Source organism: Ruegeria hyattellae (assembly GCF_041537925.1).
Lineage (GTDB): Bacteria > Pseudomonadota > Alphaproteobacteria > Rhodobacterales > Rhodobacteraceae > Ruegeria_C.
The window spans coordinates 97,133-120,599 of the sequence record NZ_JBGOSH010000006.1; the positions used below are offsets into that span (position 1 = coordinate 97,133).

Below are 23,467 nucleotides of genomic sequence, written 5' to 3' on the forward strand. Positions count from 1 at the left end.
GTTCGACGTCTGGCTCGTTCCGTGTCACCAGCCAGACGCTTCCTCCCAGCTTTAAGGAACTCCTTGGACCAATTGTAATAAGGGGTCACCGCGACCCCGTCGCGACGGCAAGGCTCAGAAACCGAACACTCCCACGCCAGACCATCCAGAACAATCCGGATCCCCTCTTTTGCAAAAAACTTCCGACGCGTCTTACGCTTGGTCTCTTTAACAAGGTTGTCGACCGATCCATTCGGCCCAGTCCTCGTTCTCATTTTCTATCGTTTCAAGGATTACGATGAGCGAAAGACAATCGCTCAGCAAAACTATGCTGCCTGTCTCAAAAACCGTGACGGATTACAGTCTGAGATGAAGTGCCTGAAGACGCTGGATGAGGAGAACGCCAGGTTGAAGGGGTCGAAACCACAACCAAAAGTCTAACTTCTGACCTTTTTTTGCCACATGCCCGACTGGCCTTGATGCGTGTGATGTCAGAAAGCTGTTTTTCGCCAACGGCATAATGCAACCATGGCAAGAAGTCGCCGACTTCCGGTTTCGTCTCTTTGACGATGCCCCTAGGTCAAACAATCCTCTCATTTTGTGCATATCAAACTGGCTAGCGGACGGGAGATGGTGAACATGACATCGGGCAACAGCGCGGGCAACCAATACGGAGCGCCCATTTTTTCCATCAATGGTACTAGGACTTTCAGCGGTCTGGACGGCGATTACATGGATGCCGGGCATCATGGGTCACTTGCGTTGTCGTCCGGGACGATCGGGCTGAGTTTTTCCTCGTCGCATCTGGCAGGCAAGTCGGCGCTGATCTCGAAGGATGGGGATGGAACGCAAGATGGTCATTTCTCGGTCTGGATTGACTACGGCAGCCTGATCGTGACGCTGGAAAACGGCGGCGACACGCGATGGCTCCGGGTTCCCGATCTGGTTCTGGCTCAGGACCAGACCTATCACCTGGCGCTCAGCTTTGGCGCGGACGGGCTGATGATCTGGCTCGACGGGGAGCTTGTTGCGGCGGATCCGGAATGGACAGGCGGGATCGCCGGGAATAACCGGTCTCTGGTCATCGGCGGCAGCCGGGCATGGCGCGACAGCGACCAGGACGACGCGCATTCGCTCTTCGAAGGCGAGATCGGCAATGTGATGGTCTTCAACAAGCAGCTTGCGCAAAACCAACTGCTGTCGTTGGCCGCGGCAGCCGATCCGGCGCTGGAAGATGCGGCCGCTATGGCCGCCGCCATGGAGGATCTGCTGCCGGTGCTGGGCGACCTGCATCACGGGTCCGAGACGCTCCAGGAGATATTAGGTGATCATGGTGTTGACCATCACGGACATTTCGCCACGATGCCGGCGCTGTTTACGGGCACGAACGCCGGTGAAACCCTGAATGGTGGTGCCGCGAATGACGGGATCAACGGTCGTTTCGGCAATGATTCTGTTGCGGGTTGGAAGGGTGACGATATCCTGCAGGGCGCTTACGGCAACGACACGCTGAACGGCGGCTCCGGGAACGACATCCTCGATGGGGGCCATGGCGAGGACACGCTGTATGGCGGTCATGGCAACGACCTTTTGATCAGCCGGGCGGACGCGCGCGAGCCCAAGATCCGGTATGATCCGAACCGCGACGAGGGCGACCCGCTGGGCGAGTTGACCAATGGCAAGCTCTATCCCGATCAGCCGATTCCGGCCGACGATGTGCTGCACGGCGGCGAGGGCAGCGATATCTTCTATTTCCAGACCCTGATCAACGCAAAGGAGCGCTATATCGAGAAGCACACGCGCGACGATGGCTCGATCAACTGGCATGGGGTCGCGGGCGAGAACGACAAACTGCATGACCATTGGGTCGATGCGATCGGCAATGACGTGGTGTTGGATTACGACCGCGACGAGGGCGACCGGATTGTCATCGAAGGACACACGACCGAGATCGCCTCAATCACCTATGGAGACGCCAATGGCGACGGTGTGATGGATCACTCGGTGATCGCGCTCTACTCCGATCAGGGCAAGAATGGCGGCGCGCATAACGATGACTGGCTGGGCAAGATCAAAGTCTATGGCGATCTTGTCAAGGAATCCGATATCGAGCACACGGCGAAACCCGCCTACGGCATCGTGCACACGATCGACGACCTGAACGAGGCGCTGAAGCCGGTCACCAGCGGCACTAACACCGGCCGCATCGCACGGCCCGGCGACCTCCCTTCCCGAGACGACCTCAATATCAACGGTCTCCCAAAACCAGTCTTCGGAATCACGGATAGCCATCAGTTCAGTGAAGAGGCGCGTGCGGCACTGTCTTTTGAACATTCTCAAGCGATGGAGTTATCCCAAGGAACGATCCTCTTCCGTTTCGCAGCAGACAAGCTGATCGAGCATCAGGTGCTGTTTTCAAAGGATGCATCAGGAAATGCGGGCGGCGGCCATGTGACCGCGTATCTCGATGAGAATGGCAGCATCCATGTCCGAGTCCAGGACACAGAAAGGTCATATTATGTCAAAGCTGGCGGAGCTGTTGAGGCGGGCGTGACTTACGATTTCGCGCTGAGTTTCGACGGAGCCGGTGTGGAAATCCTGATGGATGGGCAAAGGGTGGCTTTCGATCCGGACGTCGTCCTAAATCTTACGGGCAACCAGGAATATCTGGTAGTCGGTGCAAATGGCTGGGGTGCTACTCCGGGACAAAACGACCGTGTCTACAGCCATTTCAACGGCACGATCAGCGACTTTGCCATATTCGATCGAAAGCTGGAGAGTTCGGAATTGCTTGCTGCCAGGTCGAACCCAGGGGAGGCATCAGGAACCGACGGCGACGATGTTCTGCAAGGTGACGCGAGTGACGACTTCATCGACGCCGGTGCTGGCAACGACTACGTGAGCGGGCTTGACGGAAATGACGTAATCCTCGGTGGAGAGGGAAGCGACACACTCTATGCAGGCGTTGGCAACGATACGGTTGGAGGCGGGTTCGGTTCTGACGAAATCGGAGGCGGTGATGGAGATGATGAACTTTGGGGCGGTTCGGGTGACGACACCGTCTACGGTGGCAACGGTAACGACAAAGTCGGCTCGGGGTCGCAGAATGACGAGATCCGCGCTGGTGATGGTGATGACACGGTTTCGGCTGGCGATGGCAATGACACGGTATACGGCAACGTCGGAAGTGACGAACTGACTGGCGGCAACGGTGCCGACTTAGTTTACGCAGGCGGCGGTAACGATACGATCTATGCTGGCAATGGCAACGACACTGTCGGCGGTGGCGATGGCAATGATCAGTTATGGGCCGGCGGGGGCGATGATGCAGTCTCTGGAGGTGTCGGCAACGATACGCTGTTTGGATTCTCTGGTGATGATTCGCTTTGGGGAGGCGCAGGTGAAGACTGGCTTAACGGAGGCATTGGGAATGACACGCTACAAGGCGGCGCAGGTGCGGATGTTGTGATCTTCTCGGGCGGCGTCGATCAGGTGATTGACTTTGGCCCGGGTGACCGGATCGACCTTTCGGGTGTTTCGTCCATCACCGACTTCAGCGATCTGCAAGCCAGTCATCTGACGGGCCCCATAGATGCTTTGATCAGCGACGGCGCCGGGAACTCTATGACGCTTCTTGGTGTAGGATCTGCCGAATTGGAGGCAAGCGATTTCATCTTCTAGCTGTTCAGTTCCGGTTTCTGCTGGATCGGATTTGGGATGAATAGATCTAGCTCCGCTGTCCAGATTCTTCAGATATGTGTTTGGGGCGTGTGCCCGTCGAGCACCTGCAGATAGTGGAGAGATGGTCTCGGGGCTGATCTTGGCCGTCATATTTGCGGAATTTGAGCTTTGCGCCCATGATGGCGCGGTTCATGCGCTCGGCCAGGCCATTGGGCCATGGGTGGTTCGGCTTGGTCAGCCGGTGCACAATGCCTTTTGCTTCATAGATCAAGTCGAACCGCATCTTCCTGAATGTGATGTTGTTGTTTCGTAGCTGCTCGGCGAACTGGATTCCATTGTCAGTCAGGATCGTGTGAATGTGACATTCCTGCCGTTCGAGGCGCGCTGTCCGAATTTGCAACTTCTGGTCTTTCTGGCCAACAAAAGCCCCTGATACCGATTGCAAATCACTTATATGTTGGCATCTGATCGGACGGTGCCAAAACCTCCGATTTCACATATCCGGCAATCCGATCAGTGCCATCCAGCGACACCGCGTGCCACCCGTCCGCCGATTGCAATACGATTGGGTTATAAGCCAGTGTCAGGGTCTTCACGACTTTGGATTTGTCGCTCGGTTTCTCAAAAACTTCCGCCTTACGCACATTCGAAAAATAGAACTGATCCTTCAGTAGAAAAGACGTCGCAAAACCCTGTGGCTCTGCCGTAGTTTTGCGCCCAAAGTCGCCAATATCAGCGGCCATCGGATTGACAACATTCCCATCGACCTGATTTTTTCCAAACCACAGATGATGTGAAAACTGGAACAGGTTCCACCGCTCGGAATTATAAAATTCCCGCGTGCCCGGCCACCCGCGCGACAAGGCCAGCCAACTCAAATCAACCAGTCCTGCGTCCAACAACCGTCCCAAAACCAGCCCGGACCCGTAAGCCCCAACACGGTAGCGGCTGCCACCCTGTTGAAACGCCGAACGCACAGACGTGAAATAGGCCATGACCCCTGCTATTTGCGCTGCCCCATTCCAACTGCCGTCAACCCCGAAATAAATGGCTGATCCTCTAGGTTGCCCAATCACACTTTCCGCATACTCCAACGCATGTTCGGCATCTGCTTTCCCACGCTCAGCTGTGATGCTTTCCAACTTGTCATTGTTGTACTGAAAAACCGCGCCGATGTTTATTCCGGCCTCCCACAACGCTTGCGCCTCGTGTTTGCGCAGCACTTTGTGTGGCAGGTTCCGCTCGGGTTGATCTTTGTAAGCATAGTACCGGAACACAGTCCGTACGTTCCGCTCAACCAGCATATCCATCATGCCCTTACGGCGGGTCATATCAAACGCGGCATCAATCACCGTTATCGGAATAAACGAAGGCAACAACTGCGCAGATGATGCCGACGGGCAGACCAATCCTGCACCTGCCATTGCCAACATCTGTCGCCGTGAAACCTGCATCACCCCTCCTGAAATGTAGCCACCGCCACGCTAACTTCGTCAGGTCAAGGCGATGACTTCTGTTGTGCAACACCAATACAATCCAACGTCTGCTTGGACGTTGATCGCATCGTACCACTATACATCAATTTGGTCTCGAAACTCACGCTTGACCGCCCGAGCCGGAGTCGGCGCCATACGTTGATCGAAACCGCCAAGCCAAACTCAGTCAATTCTCAGGCATGGCTCACCGACGTGATCGATCGAATTGCTGATCACAAGATTACTCGACGGGACGTGTTGATGCCCGGGTGCTTCGCTCAGCCAGAATAGTTTGTTCGGGATACACCCCTGAAACCCTGGGGCTTGAATCACGCAACCGAGATGGCGGAACCTAAGTTAATGGGCCCAGAACCTTGGGGGTGGCTCGGGGAGTAGGGGCACAGTTTTATTGCCCGACCGTGAACTACTTCACTGATGGCCAGCAGTGTTTTGCATTATGTTGGAATTGTTAAGTGGTTACGTCAGTAAGACGTCGGTTCAATTGTTTCCCCAAAGGAGTCGGGCACGCATCAGGGCGTGCCCGTTCTTTGTTGGGCGCGCGCGAGGCATACAGCGCTGCACAAGAAACACCGAGCAAACTGAAAGTCACTCATTGGCGCAGTGGCTCAGAACAGGTGGCAGTTGCGCCGATTCCTGCAACAGAGCGCAGATACCTACTTTGGTTCCAGCATCAATTCCATATTGTTGGCTAAAATGTTGGGTATTGATGAGTTTGGTTTGGAATATGATTTTAAATCAACGCTGTAGATATCTCTATTGGTCGCGGAGGTCCGTCTTGGATGTATACCCCACATTGAAACCTTCAAAACTTCGTTGTTCCTGGCTCAGGTCGTTCACCTTGAAGCCGCCGCCCACGGCCGGTAACGCAAAAGTACTCATTGTTCCGCTATTCATTTCTATTCGGTTTGGAGCGTTCTTTGCGTTGTTTCAACGGGTGGCGCATGCCGGTACAATTCCTGCATGGTCAAATTGAGGGACATGTCTGTTGCAGAAAGATCAGCCAACTTTGCAGCCGGATAATTCGGAAAGACAGGCATCAGTCCAGTTGCGCCTCCACGATGCAGATCTCAAGCTGTTGCAGGTCTTTGCCCACGTAGCGGAAGCAGGCGGGCTTTCCCCGGCGCAATACGGTCAGAATATGAGCCTTTCGGCGATCAGTGCCGCAATTTCGAACCTGGAAACACGGATGGGCTTTCGTCTGTGCGAACGGGGCCGCGGAGGATTACAGCTGACGGAAGGCGGTAAACTTGTTTACGAAGAGCTCCGTCCGCTTAGCCACGCGATTGGAACCTTCACGAGGTCGATCGAGGCTTTTAGCGGTGACATGCACGGGCAATTCAGCGTCGCAATGGATGATGCAATCCTTACCAACCTGCGTTGCCCGATCTAAAGGGTCATTCAGAAATTCGCGGAACAGGCCCACGAGATTTCGCTGAATGTCACCATCATGAGCCCCCCCAGTTGGAGCGGCCACTGCTCAACAACGAGTTGAATATTGCCATCGGTACCTTTCGGCAACTGTCTGCTGCGCCCAAGGCCGAAACTGTCTATGTTGAAAGACAGCTTCTTTGCTGCGGCCCTGCGCACCCTGCCTTTGATCTTCAGGAAGGACGCGAAGTCGAACAAGCGGTGGCCAAGGCGAAATACTCGGAACGAAGTTTTGACGACCGGGACATGCATCAGGCGCAGGGGCTGTTTTCCAGCGCCGCAAAGGCCGCCACGATGGAGGCCATTCTGGGAATGGTGCTGAGTGGGTTGTACCTGGGGTATCTGCCCCAGCACGCCTGCAAACCCTGGATCGAACGCGGGGAACTGAAGTCTCTTTTTTCCGGAAACTTACGCATATGACACAGAAATCAAGCTGGTCAACAGTAAGGGGCACGGTGACAAGCGCGTGGATCTTTTCCTTAAAACACTGGCGGAATTCCAAGCTTGGACTTCTTAATTTTGCGGCACCGAAGTTCACTTCAAAAATAGCCTATTTTTTTAGACCTCACACCTGCCATTCTTTCGAAAAATATGTCCCGGAGGCGCTGAAGTGGAAGGTGTGAGCTTGGATTGCCCTGAAACAACCGGATATGCGGCCGAGAAGCGCAGTTTTTCGGACGCGGGGGCTTTGGCATGACTTTGCCCAGCAGCTACGTCTCGCTTCAGGACATCATGCGGACCGCGCGCCGCTGTCGATTCTGCGGGACGAGGGGTGGCTGACGGATATCCGAACCGGGATTGGCGGGGCGCTGGCGACGCAGGCGCTTGCAATTGCAGGGTACGATCAGGCCCTGATTGTGGGAACCGGCCTGCAGGCTCGCCATCAGGCGCAGTGTCTACAGCAGCTGGTTCCGGACCGCCACTTGTCTTTTTTGATCTGGGGACGCCAGGAGTTGCAGGTCAGGGCGGTGGCGCAGGACATTGCGATCTCGAGCGCTACTCTCACAACACTGACTGCGATTGAATAGATCGCGCACCCTAATCTACGACGCTTTGCAAAGGCGCCACTTTCAATTTTGATCGATTTTGATCAATGCGCCACCGTCGTAGCTGCCTTTGTCAAAGACCGGCATGCTGAATGTGCTGATGCGCCCTGCTGGTTCACCCGGCGCAATCGGATTTGATCTTCAGTCGCCGCAAAGGTGCGTGATGCTGCGCAGTAATTCATCGTAGAGATCATTGCCCCTTCGGCAGAAACAGACGGTGCGCGGGTAGAGTCCAAGGACCGCCAGGACGTCTTGATTTCAAGCCATTTTCGAAAGCGTATGGGAGAAGGGTGGAACAGAGGTTCGTTTTGGACGCATACTCGCCAAGAAGCCCAAATCATCATCGAAGAATGGAGGAAACGCTACAATACCAAGAGACCACACAGTGGATTGGGCTACCGCCCGCCAGCCCCACAAAACCATTTTCCCAATGGGAACAGGGCAGACAATGCACTAACAATCAAATTTGGCCCCGCCGGATAGGGCCGCTCAGCGCATCCAATTCATGCGCGCCAAAGTTCGTCAGAACAAAAAAGTGTTTTCTTAATCGATCCCGGAACCATCGGCGGAGATCATCGATTATTTGCAATGATTTTCTCGCATTCGGCTTGCGCGATCCGGCCGGATTCAGCGCGCAAGGGTTGTATCAGTGGCGCAATACGCAATCATGTGGTACTCTGATTTTGGTGGTGTGGGGCATTTTATCCCAGTTTGACACGAGAGAGCTCGGTGCGGCCCATTTAGACGACCAAGTTATTGCAAGGGTCATTGGACCAGGTGTTGGGGTTTTATGCGATATCCCGCCAGGACGGCGGACACCAAGACGGAATCCATCTGATTTGGACGCCGCCCCATCCGACGGGCTATGCGCTAAACGGTTTCACGATCGAACGCCGCGTCTTTGAGGACCAGGAACGCTTCAAGTGCTTTGTGATCTCGCCCGGGGATTTCGATCGGGCGCGCAATCAGGGTTTCACCGATATAGTCGAAGCACGCATCTGGGCGACGCCAACCGACCCAGATGCGCCAGGCAGCGCGCCGTGGAGCTATCGCATCGAGCTTCGCCAGAGCCATCACGATCTGTTGCTAAGCAGCACAGATGCCATCGCGGCATTCGCCGCGCGCGCTGATGGAACGGTGGTTGAGGGACGGTCTTTTGTTTCTTCCGGCTGCCGCCTGCAGGGGCCGAATATAGCGATCCTTTGGATCGTGACGCCGAATCCAGGCGCGCCGATCCAGATCTGCGGGGCTGAAACCGGCCACGTTGGCTGGGAAGGTGCTGAAGTTATCGCCCGCGACGTTCAAGTGCCCTTCCATATGGTGAACCCCGCCACGCCCGATGTGGACGCTGAGAAGGCGCTGGCCCATGCCCGGGCGGCACCGGATGGATTGGATGGCGATTACAACGAGGTCTCGCGCTATGGCAATGCGGCCTATGGACGGGCGTTCGATGTACCGTCTTTCCATATGACGACCCATGATCCGGACGCAAATCAGTCGGGTTGGGACACGACACCGCTTGGGTTTGTGCTTGCGGCAACAGCGATCGATCCAGCCTGGCGGCGGGCCTTAGGGTTCGGGTTTCTGGACACCCTTGGTCTGATCGACGGTGTCGCTTACGACTATCGCCTTTCAGGTCACGTACCGCGCGCGGACCGCGATGAAGTGCGGCTTGATTTTCACACAGTCCCGCGCGGGCAGGTTCTGCCGCGCAGCTTTCGGCTAGGCGATCTTTGGATTTGGAACCAGTCCAACGCGATCGTTGAGGTTGAGGAAGCCGCGGGCCCGCCGAACCCGCTTTGGAAGGGCATCCGGTCGGATGGTTTCTGGCTGTTTCTGCCCGAGCCGACCGAGCGGATCGTGATGGATGGACGCTCTGACGGGTCGCTGGAGCTGATGGGGATGCTGGCGCTTGCGACGGTCTCGACGGTGGTGGAGCCGCTAAACGGACGCACGGTCTTTGATTTTGGGACGCCAGTGCAACAAATCCGTGTACGCGGGTCCGGGTTCTTTACAGCATTCATGCCCCGACCCCTTGCACCAGGTCTGGACCCCAAGGAACCCGTCGAGGTGTCCGAAGTTATCAGAGGCATCCGGTTCCAACCGACTGCCCCGCCCGACCCGCCGAGCGATGTTGCGGCGTTGAACCTAGGCAGCGCGCTTCGCAACGCGCGCCGTCAGCAGCGCGATGACACCATCGGGTTCGAGGTCTCTTGGTTGCCGCCCCTGCGCGTGGATTCCTCTGCGATGCCTTGGTGGCCCGAGGACGCCGAGACCGCGCCCCCAAGCGAGGTCGCGGGCTATCAGTTGGAGCGTGAATGGGACGGTCAGCCCTTCGCGCCATCAAACTCGACAGGTGGCTTGCATATGCCGTCGCGCAACGGCGATCCGCGCACGGATGTCCTTCTGCCCGGCACAGACGTCTTGGATGTCTATCCGCCCGCAAACGCGACCGGGCTGGCCGAGGGGGCCGACGTGCGGGCAATCGATGCCTTCGATGACGTTCCGCCTCCCCTTGGGACCGAGGTCACTTACGGGATTTCGAGCATCGACGCGATCGGACGGCCTTCAACGCGGGCAGTGTCGGCGCCTGCGCGGCTGGAAAAGCGGAGTCGACCGCCGATCCCGATCGCCCCGCCGACATCGTCGGCCGCGGCGGCGGATACCGGGCCGGACGCCTTGGTGACACCCTCCGGTGTGCAGGTGCGGATGTTGCAGACCACCGACCCGGACTTGACACCCGCCGAGCGCGCGCGGGTCGATGCAGAGGGCGATCTTGTGGTGCTGAAATGGGGGTGGGGCCCGGATCAGCGCGAGCTTGACCCGCAGGTCGAGGAATTTCGCATTTATGAGGCAGAGGGGCGTCTGGCCGAGATTACGGCAACAATCACGGCCGCACCAACCCCCTCGGCAACCGGAGGATGGCGGTTGGTCTGCGATCTGTCGCGGCCCATAGAGCCGAACGCCTTTGTCGGGACCACGGTGATTCTGGGGATTGCCTACAGGATCTCGGCGCATGGGGGCGGCAGCTCTGCGATCTTCGATCTGGACGCCGCGGTGGCGGATCCGGGCCGAAGCCCCGTCGGTAGCCTGATGACCCTGATCCGCACCGACGGAGATACCGAAGATCCAGAGGCCTGGGACACGCGTCTTCAGGTCGTGCCCCGCGCTCCTCTGACGGATGCCGAAGCCACTGAAAGCTACGAGGTCGCGCTACCTGCCGCCTGGATCAGAGTCACACCCGGAATCCGCCGTCAGATACGCAGTTTTGGGGTCACCGCTGCGGACCGTGAATTCTACGTGGCCGACCGGCGGGCCGCAGTCGAGTCTGCCCCGCGGACGGGAAACGAAAGCCCGGTCTCCGGGGGCGAGGTCGTTGCGCGCTATCGCGGGCGCCCAATGTTTGCGATTGCGGATTTGGGGCCTGTGACGACGCTGACCCTGGATCGGGCAGGGGCCAACCAGGTTCATCTAGATTTCACCCCCGCGGCCTTTTTGCCAGCCTCGGCCCCCGCGGCGGAACCCTCTATGCGGATCGAGCGCGCCAAGGCAAGCGCAGTGTTGCCGCGGATCGCGATCGAGACAGGCGGCGGCATTTCGCTTCTCGATGCGGGCGGTACGGCCACCCCCTGGGCGCTGTCACCGGCCGATGAAGCGGCGCTTCGGGCTGAGGCGGACGCACGCGCGATCTCGGATCGCTTCCTCGCGCACGCTGCGGCGCGGCTCACAGACATTGGCGATGCCTTCCAGATCGTTGCGGACGCGAACCCCGCAACCCAGCTGCGCGACAAGCTGCCGAACTCTACCGGGCGCTGGGTCTATCGGCTTCGCGCGCTGGATGCGGGCGGGCGTGCCTCACAAGAAGGTCAAGTGCTGGAACTGGTGACGCGAATCCCGCAGGCCGCGCGCGCGTTACTGCCAGAGCTGACGGGCCTGGGATTGACCGGGGGCACCGCCACTGTCGATCTTCTGGTCCGCGATAGGCGCGCGCGGACCTTCCTGGTGACCAGCAACGACACGCGTTCAACTGTCGCAAAGGCCGAGATGTCGGTGATCCGCAATCGCCCAGACATTGACGTCAGCGACCGGTTCTTCGTGCGCGACGATCAGGGCGTCCTTTTGGACACGACCGAGGTCACGCCCGCATCAGACGGTACCGTCAGCCAGAGCTTCGCCGTGCCAGAACGGGCGCATTTCCACGTCTGGGCCTATGCGGTTAGCGCCGATGGCGTACCCTCACGCCTTGTAGGACCGCTTCATGCTTTCCGCGGTTACCCGGTGGAGGCAAGCTGATGCTGGTAAGTCCCCTTACGTCAACTGCGGGTTGGACCTGGGATCTGGGCGTGATGGCGTCCTTGCCTGATGAACTCAAGATGGCTTTCCCGCCGCTGTCACGTGGGGCAGCGGGCGCGACCGAGCCGGTGGTGCAGCCCCTTGCTGTCAACGGAGCCGCCACTGCGATGACGGGACTTGACTATCCCTTCACCGGGCCCTTGCACCATCATCAGGATGGGCCGCTTCATACAGTCTGGGGACGCGCTGCTGATCCGGTGCGCCACCCGACGCTACTGCCGCTTCTGACCCATGGTAATGCCTTGATCGCACTGCAGTTCAACGGCCCCGCTGCACCGCTTGCCGAGGATATCCCGTCCGAGGGACGCAGGGCCACCCAGAACTTCGAACTGGTTGCGGGGACCCAGCACATGGTCAACTGGGTCTCGATCGTGGCGAGTTACCCGCTGGCGCCGGGGATGGACACGCTTGCGGTCCTGCGGGACCTGCGCGCCAAGCAGATTGCCGCCGGAATCGGTGACACGAGCTTCGCCAACCTCGTGACGATGATGGACGGGCTGGAGGCGCCTTTGCGCCTATTGGAGCCGGGCGGAATGCCTGCAACCGGGCGAGAGGTCACGCTGACCCATTCCGGTGGAACGGCGACGGCCACGCTTGAGTTATCACATCGCGGCGACGTGTTGGCCGCCACCGGGGTTGCGCGATCGTCCCTTGGCACTGCGGCGACCCTGACCGTTGCCGGGACGAGCGAAGATATCACCGCACGCACGCGCGGCGGCACGGCCGTGTCAGCGGCAGTACCGGTCGCGGCAGACGAAGCCCATGTCGATGTCGCTGCGCTTCACGACTGGTTCGCGCCGCAAGGGTCTACGGCGCTCCAGCGCTACAACCGCGGCTGCCGGATCACGCCATTCATCAACGGGCCGGAGTTTTTCGACCACCTCTTCACCGAGCTTCACGCGACGACTTTTCCGACGCCTGCAGGCAGTCCGAACCCATTCTTCTACCTTGCCGGATACGCCATCGATCATTCCGCCAATCTGGTCTCGGCCGACCTCGGTGTTCCCAATCGCTCGCTGATCGATGCCGCGACGATGCTGGGCGATGGCGGGGCCGAGGCGCGGTTTCTGGCGCTCCAATTCCTGCAGCTTGAACCCGGATTTGTTGACGACGTCGAACTTGGCGCGCGGATCGCTGCATTGCTTCTGGCCGTCGGAGGCAGCATCGCGACATTCGCACAGGATTCAAATTCCTGGGATCAGGTCAGCTTCTGGGGGCACACCCAGGCGCTGGCCGTTGCCCTGTTCTTCGGTGCTGGCAGCGTCAGCGATTTCCTTGAGAAACTTGAGATCAACCGCGGCGCGATCGATGCCCTCGCCGCGCTTGCAAATAGTGAGGCGCATCTGGACCCGTATCCGGCAGAATGCCCCGATAACCCGGCCTGCGTGTCCTCCAATGAGTTCGTGTCCCTGACCCATGGCGCGCAGAAACGCTTCAACGCCTTCCATCAGAAGATCGCCGTTTTGCGCAATGACGCGGGGCTGCATGCCTATTGCGGCGGGATCGACCTCAATCCGAACAGGCTGGATGACCGGGATCACGGCAAACGGGCACCCTACCACGACGTGCATGCGCGTGTGGACGGGCTGGCGGCGGGTGAACTTGCGACGACATTCTCGGAAAGATGGGCAGCCCGGGCGGCAACAACCCTTGCGGTCGACGCAGCAGGCGCGCTTTCGGGCTTGCCGACGGATGGGCCTGACATCGTGCAGGTCGCGCGCACCTATTTCGGCCCCTCGACCACGGATGCTTCGCGCGCGCTGCCCTATGCCACCTCCGGTGAGCGGACGATCATTGACACCTCGCTGGCCGCCATCAGGCGGGCACGGCGCTATATCTACATCGAAGACCAGTACCTGACCCCGCCGCTTGAATACCGCTCGGCGTTGATCGAGGCCGCGGCCTGGGTCTCGGGCCCTCTGATCATCATTGTGCCCGAGACGCCTGACCAGCCCTTCGGTTTCGCCCCGCGCCAGGACTTCATCGCAGACCTAGAGGCTGCCTGGGGCGACCGGCTGAAGGTCGGCACGATGCGTGGGCAGTTTTCGCGCACGCAAACGAACCGCTCGACGGCCAAAGGGCGGCTTTGGGTGATGGAGGATATCGGCGACACCGACACCGAAATCTCCGTTGGCCCACCAGACCGGGTGCCGGGTGCGCCATTTTGGCTGGTAATCAACGACGAAGCGATGCGGGTGACCGGCAAGGCGGCTGCAACGGCCACGGACGAAAGCGTGCGGCTGCGCGTTGACCGGGGCAGTATGACGAACCTGTTTGACGACGGGAAGGGGTCGAAGGCGGCCGAGCACAAGAAACACACACCCGCCACTGCCGGCATTTTCCCCGGCATCTATGTACATTCCAAGATCATGTTGATCGACGATTGCTTCGCCTCGATTGGCTCGGCCAATCTGAACCGACGCGGGTTCTATTCGGATGGTGAGTGCAACATTTTTGCGCTGCGCGAAGACCTTACCCATGGCGACAACTGGATCCGTGACCTTCGGACACGCCTCTGGAGCGAGTTGGCAGGCGTCTCAGAAGACTATGGCGCTGCCGCCTTCGCCGAACCTTCGCGCAACCTCGGGATCTTCGACCGCAAGTTTGTGACCGGCAACCGCTTCGCCCCCTTCGCGGCGCAACCCTACGCCAATGAATTCGCCGTGCAGGCCGATTTCACCGCCTCTACCTCGGCGCTTTCGGGGCTCCTGTTCATCGGCAAGCTCGCTGCCGGGATGGGCCTGATGGTTGCGGGCACGCAATCCGACGCGATCTTCGACAGCTTCATCGACCCCTCAAGTGAGGTGGCGCCATGAGGTTTTCGGATCTGTTCCTTAGCTTTGGCAGCGCATGGCCGCGCGAGTTCATAAACACCGAATGGCCTCCGGACGGAGGCGGGGACATCGGGGTCACATTGGCCCAGATCGACAACGCGGTGCGCATCCACGATGCCGCGACGGATATCGGCCCGGATGGGACCATCACGCTGACCGGCGAGATGAAACTGGAAACCATGCCCGCACCGACCGAGTTCGTAAGCGGCATCTTCCCCACCTTCCGCTTTGCGTTTGCCGGTGACATTGATTGGTCTTCGACGTTCCATTTCGCGCTGCGCTCGACGGGAGAATTTTCGCTTCATATTGACGAATTACCGCTAGAGGTGCTGGTGCCCGCCGACCTTTTGGGTGCGCACCCCGATGAGGACTTACGCGAGACGGACGATGAAATTGAGCTCTCTGAAAGCGCCGATCGGACGGTCATCAAACGCACCTTCCGACTTATCATAGAACCCGAAGGCGCGTTGCGCCTAGAAGCGCATTTACCAATATCGATCGGGCCCTGCCGATTGATGGGGATCCAGATGAAGGCGGTCCACGACCTTACGCTGATCGCCTCGCCGGGCCGGGCCTACAACATTCACGACTGGCTCGTCCGTCCCTTGGACGCGGGCGACTTCCCGCCCGTTGCCGGAGGGGCGCTTGGCTTGGGTGGTATCGAAGTCGACTGGGACGCCGAAGACAGCCCGATGGCAAGCCTTGCGGAAGCGCTGAAATTTGATTCCGACGCGGAACTGGTGCTGGAAGACGTGGTTCTGCCCGCGCTCTTCGTCCCGCCAATCCCACGGCACGGGACGATTGGTCTGCGCCGGGTGGTCAACGATGACGAACCGCTTGAAGATCACCTGACGTTCGAAGGCGCGCCGATCAACATCCCGCTTGGCGACAGCGCAAGCCTGTTCTTCAACCAGCTCTATTTCAAGACACCGGAGCTTGGCAAAGATATGATCGAGGGCCTTAGCCTTGAAGCGGGGCTGTCAGTGGCATTCGGCAGCGACGAAGACAGCAGGTGGGAGTTCGAAATCGGCCTGATAGACGGGGATGTTTTGCGCGTGAGCGTCGCGCGCCCGCTGCCGCCTGCAGGGTCCGAGGATATCCCATTGATTCACCTCGATCTTTGGAAAGTCGTGTTGGATGTGATGCGCTTGCGTGCCGGGGTTTCGTTGCAGGAACTGGCCAAAGACGAACCCGACGCGGGCAAGGCCGTTCAGGTCCTGGGTGATATCCTGATACGCGAAAAGCCCGATGAGGAAAGCGAGGACAGCCCCGTCGAAGTTGAAACCGAGGACGGGCTGCCCTTTGAACTGGCTCTGACCGACATTGGTTGGGATCGCGGTGAATTCTCCGGTGATATCGTCAGCCAGAACAATGCCTCGCTGACCGTCGGCCCCTTCGCGCTAGAGATCTATGAGATGGGACTCGTCGCAGAACACGGCGCGACCTATTTCAGCATCTCGGGCGGGATCCGCCAGGACACCTCGCCCTTTGAGGGCAAGGTCTGGTTTACACGGCTACGCGGACCGCTTGCGGGTAATCCGGACGCGCCTGACTTCAAGTTGGACGGCTTTGGGGCGGAGTTGAAGGTCGAAGACGTGGTTGAGGTCTCGGTCCACGGCATGTTCCGCAACGAACTTTTGTCCGACGGTACGCGGATCAAGGAGCACGGGCTTGGCGGCAAGATCGTCATCTATGCGGGCGGCAACAAATGGGGACTGTCGTGCGACGTCTATTGGGGCGACCAGATTCCGCCCGATGACCCCGCGATCAGCTTCCTTTTGTTCCAGGTGGTGCTGTTTGGCGCAATCCCCATGGGCCCGATGGAGTTGCAACAGATTGAGGCGCTTTATGCCGACGCGCTGACGCCCAAGCTGAAATCCGAGGACACCGAAGCCGGGGAGTTGAAGTATTATTCCTGGCTGAAGAAATCCCGGCCTACAGAAGTCGCCGAAAACCGCGGCCTGACCCAATGGAAACCCGAAGGCGGCGCCTGGGCTTTTGGGGCGGGCTTTGGCATCGGCTTCCCGGGCGTGGGTGACAACTGCAAGTTGGTTGCCTTCGGGCTGGGTTTTGACAGCGAAGAGGCTGCGGGCCTTGTTATCGTGGTCGAATTCTTCCTGTTCAAGGCGAAGAAACCTCTGGCGCTCGGAATCTTCGAGTATGATTTCAAACGCGACGCCTTTGTGTTGCAGATCAAGGTCGATATCGACCTGAAGGAACTGATCGACAACTTTCCGGAAGAATTGAAAATCAAGCTTGGCGGTGAACTCACCTTCGGCAACAAACCCGGCATCGTTGCGTTCGGGCGGATCGAGAAGCAGGACACCTGGCTCGGCGCGACGATCGAGATCAAACTGTCCGATCTCTTCGAGCTGAAGATCCGGGCTGCCTTCTGTTTTGAGTGGGTTGATGGCGAACACACCAGCGTCGGCTTCATCTTCTCTCTGAAGATCCTGGGCGACATTCGCGTTGTGCGGCTGGAAGGTTGGGGGTCGCTCCTGGCGATCCTGCGCTGGATGACCTCGGGTACCGGGGATTTCGTCGCGCGGATCCTTTTGGAGGCGGGCTTTGCCCTGACGCTGTTTGGCTTCCTGCGCTTTGGGATTTCCATGGCGCTTCTGGCCGAATGGCTTGCACATACGCCCGACTTCTTCGTCTTCCGCGCAACCTTCCGTATCGAAACACCTTGGTTCCTGCCCGATGTCTCGTTCACCTGCGAGGTGGTTGAAGGCAGCTTGGAGCCCGCCGCGCGCGGCGTTCTGACAAGCCCGCTTCTAGAGGCCTCCGGATCGTCCGAACTTGGCGTTGCCAAGGCCGAAGTGAACCGCTTGGACGGTCTGGCCGGGTCAGAGACGCCAGCGCTTTTCAGCCACGACGAACTTCCCAGCAGCGGCGCCGCCTGGCAAGGCGAGTCGACCCCGTTACCGCTTCATGGCACGGTGGAAATCCGCTTCTCCGCCATGGTCGCGGATCGCTTGGGGATCGGAGAGATTGATCCTGATCTGGGCAAGCAAAGCACTGGCGATGACGACGTCAAGCTGACGTCGCGCTACCACCTGACGAGGCTGGAGTTGCGTCGCCGCCCGATCACAGGCGGGGCCTGGGAAACCGTTGAGACAATCACCTCTGCCGCGGATACGCGTAAGTTCCGCTGGGCCTGGGATTTGGACACGCGGACAGGTGGAAAGACGGCGCCCAAAAAATTGATTTTGAACGGCTCTACCCCCTTCACGGTCGGTTATTCGAACCCGCTAGCCGATGCCGAAATCCTGGAAGAAAACCCCGCCTTCCCCTGCTGTGTGCGCGCCGAACCCGATGTCGCGCGCTTCGATTTTTGCGAAGAACGTCTTGGTGCTAAGCCCCTTGGCGTGGCGCGAGCCATGGAGTGGGTCGAGCGCGACGGACCGGCGCCGATCCGTGTTCGGGGCGGGGCGCATGCGGTCATCGCGCCAACCCACCCGGGCGCCGATTGCCCCCAAGTCGCAAGCTTCGCGCTTGGCACATCTCCCGTCATTTCACTGACCTCGGAAGAGGATCTGTTTGAGGCGGCGCTCAACTTCGCCTCTGAGGGGCGCAAAATGACCTTGGTGGTCTTGGTCCAGGACGCCGAAGGCGATCCGGTGTCGTTCCAGGTAAACTCGATCTCTGGCGGGGGCGGGTTCTCCACCCTGCGTCTGTCGCCGGGTCAGCCTTTCCGCAGTCTTTCGGTCTATCTGTCGCCCGACTTCGACGATCAGGAGGACGAACTTGAAATGCTTCTGATCCATCATGCCTTTGTGCTGGATTGGATCGAATGCATCACTTGGGACGATCACGTCCAGGCCGAGGCAGATGCCGACCGCTGCGACCGCAACGACAGCGATGGCAACGGGGAGGTCACACCGCTCCTCCCGCGCCACGAATACGAGGTTGCGATCACCACCCAGATCGGCGTGCGCCATTCGGAAACCGACTGGGCAGACAAAACGGTGACCGAGCATGTGCGCTTCCAGACCTCAGGCCCGCCGGGTCTGAACGAAACACCTGAGCCGGGCATGGAATTGCAGCCCCACGTCAAGGACGCACGCGCAGGCGGGCGGGGGCTTTTGTATCGCAGCGAAAGTGTCCATCTGGTGTTGTCTTCGGACCTGAAAGTCTTAGGACCGGGCCTGCCGGGATCGGATGAGTTCGGTTATCGCCTGCCGGTCACAATGACCGTCGCAAGCGCGTTTGAGGCCAACACAGGCCAGCAGACCGCCAAAAGCAGTTTTGAAGGGCGCGAATGGTTCCTGGATCGGCGCGCAAGCGATGTCTTGCGCCTCGCCGTGGTGATGAAAGGGCCGGTGTTCGCACTGACGACCGACGACCTGAAACTGCGCCTGCGTGACCTGAGCGAGACAGGGACCGGGACGTGCACGCCCGAAGAGCCCTGGAATGAAACCCGCCCGCGTCTTGGCGTTGATCCTTTCGATGCACGTGGGCGTCCGCTCTGGCAGTCGCGCACGGGCTATCGTGCTTCGATGCGCCTTGAAGGCAGCCCGCTTGTTGACCGCAACCCCTTTGAGACGGCCGACATTGGCGCATTTCTGGCCACCAGCGGAACTTGGGCGGTCTCCGAGGGCAACCTTGAGGCCACCGGCGAAGCTACGGGAAGGTTCGGAGAAGCCGATTGGGAATATCTGCACCTCGAACTGACCGCCGATCTCGACACCGGTGATCAGATCAGCGCCGCCGTGCTGCTCGACAGTGGGAACGAGGGCGGGGGCCTGCGCTTCTTCCTTTCACGCGGTGCTGGAAACAGCGGCACGCTGGAAGCCCGGCCCGCCGACGGCGGCGCGGCGCTTGGAACTGTCGCGCTTTCGAACCTCGCCGAATCCCTGACGCTGCAGATCGATACCTTCGCGGACCGGATCCGTGCGCGCGCGGGCGGAGAGTCGCTGAGCCTTGATCGCGGCGACCGCTCTGGTGGCCTTTGCGAGATCGGCGCGCGCGATGCCGCCTTGCGGGCGCTGTCCGTGCGCGGCATCGAAATGGTCGGCTTCGATTTCCGCACCAGCGCCTATGAGACCTTTGAGGATCACATCGGATCGATGACCGGCGCGGGCGCCATCGCCATCGGTTCAGGCGCCGAAAGCCTCTCTGTGTTGATGCCACGCCTATCGGGCGAGATCGACGCGGCCATGACGTTGGACACGGACGACGCAGAGCGTGAACGCGTATTCAACGCCGCCGCCGCCGGGCTTGCCCAGCCCTTGCGCGAAACGACGGACCGCCTGCACATGGACATCGCGACAAACGGTTCGGATCGCTGGATCCTGCTGGAGTCGCCCGAGCCAATGGATTTCGTGGAAGAGATTTCCCTGACGCTCGAACGCCGCGTAGTGATCCGCACGCCTATCGACTTTGATCTAGGGCGCCGCTTGCGCGACGCGATTTCCTTGATCTTTGACCGTCCGTCGCTATTCCGTCCGCCGGTGATCGAGCCACCGCGCCGGTTCCGCATTCCGGGATTTGGGGCTTTCCGGCGGCGTTCCATCGGGCGCGCGCTTCCGACCATCGCCGCCCGGCGTCCCGGCGCTTTCAGCCGCAAACTCTTTGAGAAGGTCAAACCCCTACAACTCGCGCCCCCGGCGGCGTCCAAGCGGGGCACTTTCCTTCTGACCTTCGAGCGCAAAGCACTTGTAGTAACCGATGAGCTCACCGGAAAAACCAGACGTTTCAAGCCGCCCATGCTCTCGTCAAGCGAGCGGGCGTCGCTCATAGGCACCCAGATTCGCTTTGACCGTTTGGGCCGGATCATCGACTGGCTGGGGCGCTCGCGCGTCGAATGGCACGAAACCGCGCTGCGGGTGATCCAGAACGCCGAAAAGACGAAAATCCTTCTATTGCCCCCAAGGCCCGGCGCCCTGCCAAACGGCAACTGGCGCCTGCGCCTGAATTTTGAGAGGCGCTGGTTCACGACCACAGATCCCGTGGGTCCCGGCAACTCCTATGTCGCCGACGCGGAGGTGGAATTCTCCATCACCTGAGGTTGCTGGACCCCGCATAATCATGATCAAGCCGGCTTTGTTGCACAAATCCCGTCGGGGAGTCACTGTTTGAATCCAGCGTGGTAGCCGGGGTCATGAGCAGTTGGGCCCGGACGAAGTACAAGACCAAGAACTGGCCTTCGTACAACACAGCGCTGAAGCAGCGCGGATCGCTGTCGGTCTGGTTTGATCCTGAGGTGGACTAGGTGCCACCGCCAAGGCAAGCGTGGACGCCAGTGTTAGTTCAGCGATGCCGCGATCCGGACGTGCCTGACATTGAAGGTCCAGATCGGTATGCCATTGCGGAAGACGACCGGCTTCATAGTTAGCCTTTTGCGGCTGGCCGGTCTGAACTGGGCCGTGCCCGACTTCAGCACCTTGTGCCGCCGCCAGAAGACACTGAACGTGAGCCCGTCATATCGTGGCGGCACCCCCGCTGAACCTCCCCATCGACAGTACCGGAATCAAGGTCGAAGGCGAATGCGGGTGGAGCGCCCGCAAGCTTGCTGGCCCCAAGCGGCGCGTTTGGCACAAGATACATCTAGGGATCAATGGGGAAACACAGGAGGTTGGGGCTGTCGAGGTCACCACCAGCATTATTAGTGACGCGCCCATGTTGCCGGATTTGCTTGTCCAGATCCCACCAGACAAAGATATCAGATCAGTCGCCGCCGACGGGGCCTATGTCACCCGCAATTGCCACGACGCGATTGTCGAGCGCAATGCCCATGCCATCATCCCACCACGTAAGAACGCCAGGCCCAGGGAACCATCAAGCCCGGGCCGTCTCCCGCAACGAGGCAGTAGACGCATCGCGATACCTGGGTCGCGTCCTATGGCGACGATGGAGTGGATACCAACGCCGGAGCCGTGTCGAGAACAAGATGAACTGCATCGACCTCCTTGGCCAATCACTGATAGCAAGGGACTTTGATCGGTAGGTCGCGGAAATCCAGGTCCGCATCGCCGTTCTCAATCGCTATACCGCTCTTGGCATACCTGTCACTGAGGCCGTAGGATAAATCTGCCCGGGGAAAGGGAAACACCGCCTTCACCAGATTTGTGCAACAAAGCCGACCGAGAGCCTTCATCAATCCATGTCGAGAGTTTGGAAGGCGTTGGGCTGCGGCTTATATCGTCGGTGGGGGTTGTTGCGCAATTCACGTTTGAGACGTGACTTTCCCTGCCCCCATTGATGTTATGCTACGCTGACGACCTCGGCGGTGCCGAGCGCAATGGAGCGGTTCATGAGTGCGATGCGGATGTGGATTTCGGCGGTTTGACGGTCGGGGTCTCTTGCAGCGATGCGCTCGCCGAATGCCTTGAGGCAGCGCATCTTTGACGAGGTTAACCGGCATTCCAGCGGGTTCCAGTTGAGGGCCTGGGTTTCGGAAAACGGCCGTACCCGCAAGGCGTCAGATGGTGAATGAAGATATCGCCATGGAGGCCAGTCCAACGTTGCCCAGACTGCCGCGTCAGGCGAGCCTGTGAGGGCCAGCAAGCACATTGTGCAGATGCTGACTGGTGAAGGCCCGGTCGCGCAGGCATTGCGGGAAAGCGGTATCGCGGAAGAAATCGCCTGTTTCCTAACCCAGCAGCGCGGCCAGAGTGCCGAAAGGGCGCTGAACTTTAGCAGTCAGGCGGCGCAGGGTCAGCGGCTCACAGATACGCTAGCGAACTTTGTGGTTAATCTTCTGACCACTGGCGGCTTTCTTGCTGGTCATCGGCAAGGGCAGCAAGCCATAGCCCGGTTCGGATACGATTTGGACAAAGGCCAACATCGCGCGGATGCGCGACCGTTGGCCAGATCGGCTAACAACAACAGCGGAGGTTCCGGTATGAACCAAGTGACCAAAGTTAGCGGGCAATGGGTTCCCAAGGTTCCGCAGATACCAGTCAACGGAACATTCTGGACTTGGCGGCACGATATTCTTGTTCTCGCCGGTGGCCAGCTAGTTGCTATGGAGCGTCCTGTGAGGACGTCTGAACCCGGCATGTTGGACAGTTTTGAGCGAGACACCCGCGAAATGTTCGCCCTGACGCATTTGCGAGAGGCAGAGGTCACCGGAAAAGCTAAGGCGATGGAGGAGATCGCCGACCTCAACAAGATGGTTTGGAAAGCAATGAAAGGTCAGCATGTTGCCATCGGGCCAAGCGAGCCGTCGGGCGCGATCAGCACCCGAAACGATATTGCGAAGAGATTGCGGGAGATAATTCACCCCAGCGCAAGGCGGTTTCGGTGCTTCATCGGTCAAGAGAATGTGGCCAATGCGGCACACGACAATGACCTTTGGGTTCACACAGGCGAGCCCCAACAGCCGTTGGGCTTTTCTGTTGACGATGTATGCGGCTTGTTGAACGAGCCAAGGGACGACTTTGAAAACCCGGCAAGCTGGGGGGTATCAAAGGGGCTGGCTTTGACGGGCCGTGTTCGTCAGCAACTCGACAGTGTTCTCAACACGGTCGGTCAGAGTTTGACCGATCTACCTCAAGTGGCGGGTACTATTGGCGCGCTGGTCGCAATGATGCGCTCAGATCAAACGCCCTTCCCGACAACGCGACGACCCGCCGATATAGATGACCCGGATTTCGACGCCATCTACAACGAAATCAGTACGCATAAGTAGCCACTTCGATGTTGC

9 protein-coding genes and 5 pseudogenes are annotated in these 23,467 nt (G+C 59.3%); 11 read left to right on the forward strand and 3 right to left on the reverse strand.

Annotated elements, in window-relative coordinates:
* Nucleotides 1-11: 11 nt before the first annotated feature.
* A pseudogene (locus AB1E33_RS29595) lies at nt 12-170 on the reverse strand (IS3 family transposase); the annotation flags it as partial.
* Nucleotides 171-618: 448 nt separating this feature from the next.
* Between AB1E33_RS29595 and AB1E33_RS15960 the strand changes: the two are divergent.
* Nucleotides 619-3,660, forward strand: coding sequence for a LamG-like jellyroll fold domain-containing protein (locus tag AB1E33_RS15960; protein ID WP_372578270.1), 3,042 nt, complete (start codon nt 619-621; stop codon nt 3,658-3,660).
* 446 nt (nt 3,661-4,106) lie between these two features.
* Here the strand turns inward: AB1E33_RS15960 and AB1E33_RS15965 are convergent, their stop codons facing one another.
* Nucleotides 4,107-5,114 carry a glycoside hydrolase domain-containing protein gene (locus AB1E33_RS15965; RefSeq protein WP_372578271.1) on the reverse strand — a complete coding sequence of 336 codons (1,008 nt, stop codon included), beginning with the start codon at nt 5,112-5,114 and terminating at the stop codon, nt 4,107-4,109.
* 174 nt (nt 5,115-5,288) lie between these two features.
* On the opposite strand from AB1E33_RS15965, the pseudogene AB1E33_RS15970 reads away from it, so the two are divergent.
* The 9 genes and pseudogenes from AB1E33_RS15970 to AB1E33_RS16010 all read left to right on the forward strand — a co-directional run.
* Nucleotides 5,289-5,426: pseudogene (locus tag AB1E33_RS15970) on the forward strand (transposase domain-containing protein); the annotation flags it as partial.
* Between the two features lie 715 nt (nt 5,427-6,141).
* Nucleotides 6,142-6,546, forward strand: coding sequence for a LysR family transcriptional regulator (locus AB1E33_RS15975; RefSeq protein ID WP_372578272.1), 405 nt, complete (start codon nt 6,142-6,144; stop codon nt 6,544-6,546).
* Nucleotides 6,534-7,004: a substrate-binding domain-containing protein gene (locus AB1E33_RS15980; protein ID WP_372578273.1), complete on the forward strand. Its 471-nt coding sequence runs from the start codon at nt 6,534-6,536 to the stop codon at nt 7,002-7,004. Before AB1E33_RS15975 ends, AB1E33_RS15980 begins: the two co-directional genes overlap by 13 nt.
* Nucleotides 7,005-7,234: 230 nt before the next feature.
* Nucleotides 7,235-7,612 carry a hypothetical protein gene (locus AB1E33_RS15985; protein ID WP_372578274.1) on the forward strand — a complete coding sequence of 126 codons (378 nt, stop codon included), beginning with the start codon at nt 7,235-7,237 and terminating at the stop codon, nt 7,610-7,612.
* A gap of 345 nt (nt 7,613-7,957) precedes the next feature.
* Nucleotides 7,958-8,087, forward strand: a pseudogene (locus AB1E33_RS15990) (integrase core domain-containing protein); the annotation flags it as partial.
* A 311-nt stretch (nt 8,088-8,398) separates the two neighbouring features.
* Entirely contained in the window at nt 8,399-11,923 is a 3,525-nt protein-coding gene (locus AB1E33_RS15995) for a hypothetical protein (protein WP_372578275.1), read from the forward strand.
* A complete protein-coding gene (locus AB1E33_RS16000) occupies nt 11,923-14,799 on the forward strand; it encodes a phospholipase D-like domain-containing protein (RefSeq protein WP_372578276.1) in 2,877 nt (958 codons plus the stop codon). The genes AB1E33_RS15995 and AB1E33_RS16000 overlap by 1 nt, the downstream gene beginning before the upstream one ends.
* Nucleotides 14,796-20,825 carry a hypothetical protein gene (locus AB1E33_RS16005; RefSeq protein WP_372578277.1) on the forward strand — a complete coding sequence of 2,010 codons (6,030 nt, stop codon included), beginning with the start codon at nt 14,796-14,798 and terminating at the stop codon, nt 20,823-20,825. The genes AB1E33_RS16000 and AB1E33_RS16005 overlap by 4 nt, the downstream gene beginning before the upstream one ends.
* 95 nt (nt 20,826-20,920) lie before the next feature.
* A pseudogene (locus tag AB1E33_RS16010) lies at nt 20,921-21,847 on the forward strand (IS5 family transposase).
* A 176-nt stretch (nt 21,848-22,023) separates the two neighbouring features.
* On the opposite strand, the pseudogene AB1E33_RS16015 reads toward AB1E33_RS16010, so the two are convergent.
* A pseudogene (locus tag AB1E33_RS16015) lies at nt 22,024-22,167 on the reverse strand (IS5/IS1182 family transposase); the annotation flags it as partial.
* Nucleotides 22,168-22,663: 496 nt separating this feature from the next.
* Here AB1E33_RS16015 and AB1E33_RS16020 point away from each other — a divergent pair.
* Nucleotides 22,664-23,452, forward strand: coding sequence for a hypothetical protein (locus AB1E33_RS16020; RefSeq protein ID WP_372578278.1), 789 nt, complete (start codon nt 22,664-22,666; stop codon nt 23,450-23,452).
* The last annotated feature ends 15 nt before the right edge of the window (nt 23,453-23,467 follow it).

What these genes read in the sequence shown, in the direction of transcription:
- AB1E33_RS15960 (WP_372578270.1), top strand. Translation starts at nt 619, where the DNA reads ATGACATCGGGCAACAGCGCGGGCAACCAATACGGAGCGCCCATTTTT.
- AB1E33_RS15965 (WP_372578271.1), bottom strand. Translation starts at nt 5,114, where the DNA reads ATGCAGGTTTCACGGCGACAGATGTTGGCAATGGCAGGTGCAGGATTG.
- AB1E33_RS15985 (WP_372578274.1), top strand. Translation starts at nt 7,235, where the DNA reads ATGCGGCCGAGAAGCGCAGTTTTTCGGACGCGGGGGCTTTGGCATGAC.
- AB1E33_RS16000 (WP_372578276.1), top strand. Translation starts at nt 11,923, where the DNA reads ATGCTGGTAAGTCCCCTTACGTCAACTGCGGGTTGGACCTGGGATCTG.
- AB1E33_RS16005 (WP_372578277.1), top strand. Translation starts at nt 14,796, where the DNA reads ATGAGGTTTTCGGATCTGTTCCTTAGCTTTGGCAGCGCATGGCCGCGC.
- AB1E33_RS16020 (WP_372578278.1), top strand. Translation starts at nt 22,664, where the DNA reads ATGAACCAAGTGACCAAAGTTAGCGGGCAATGGGTTCCCAAGGTTCCG.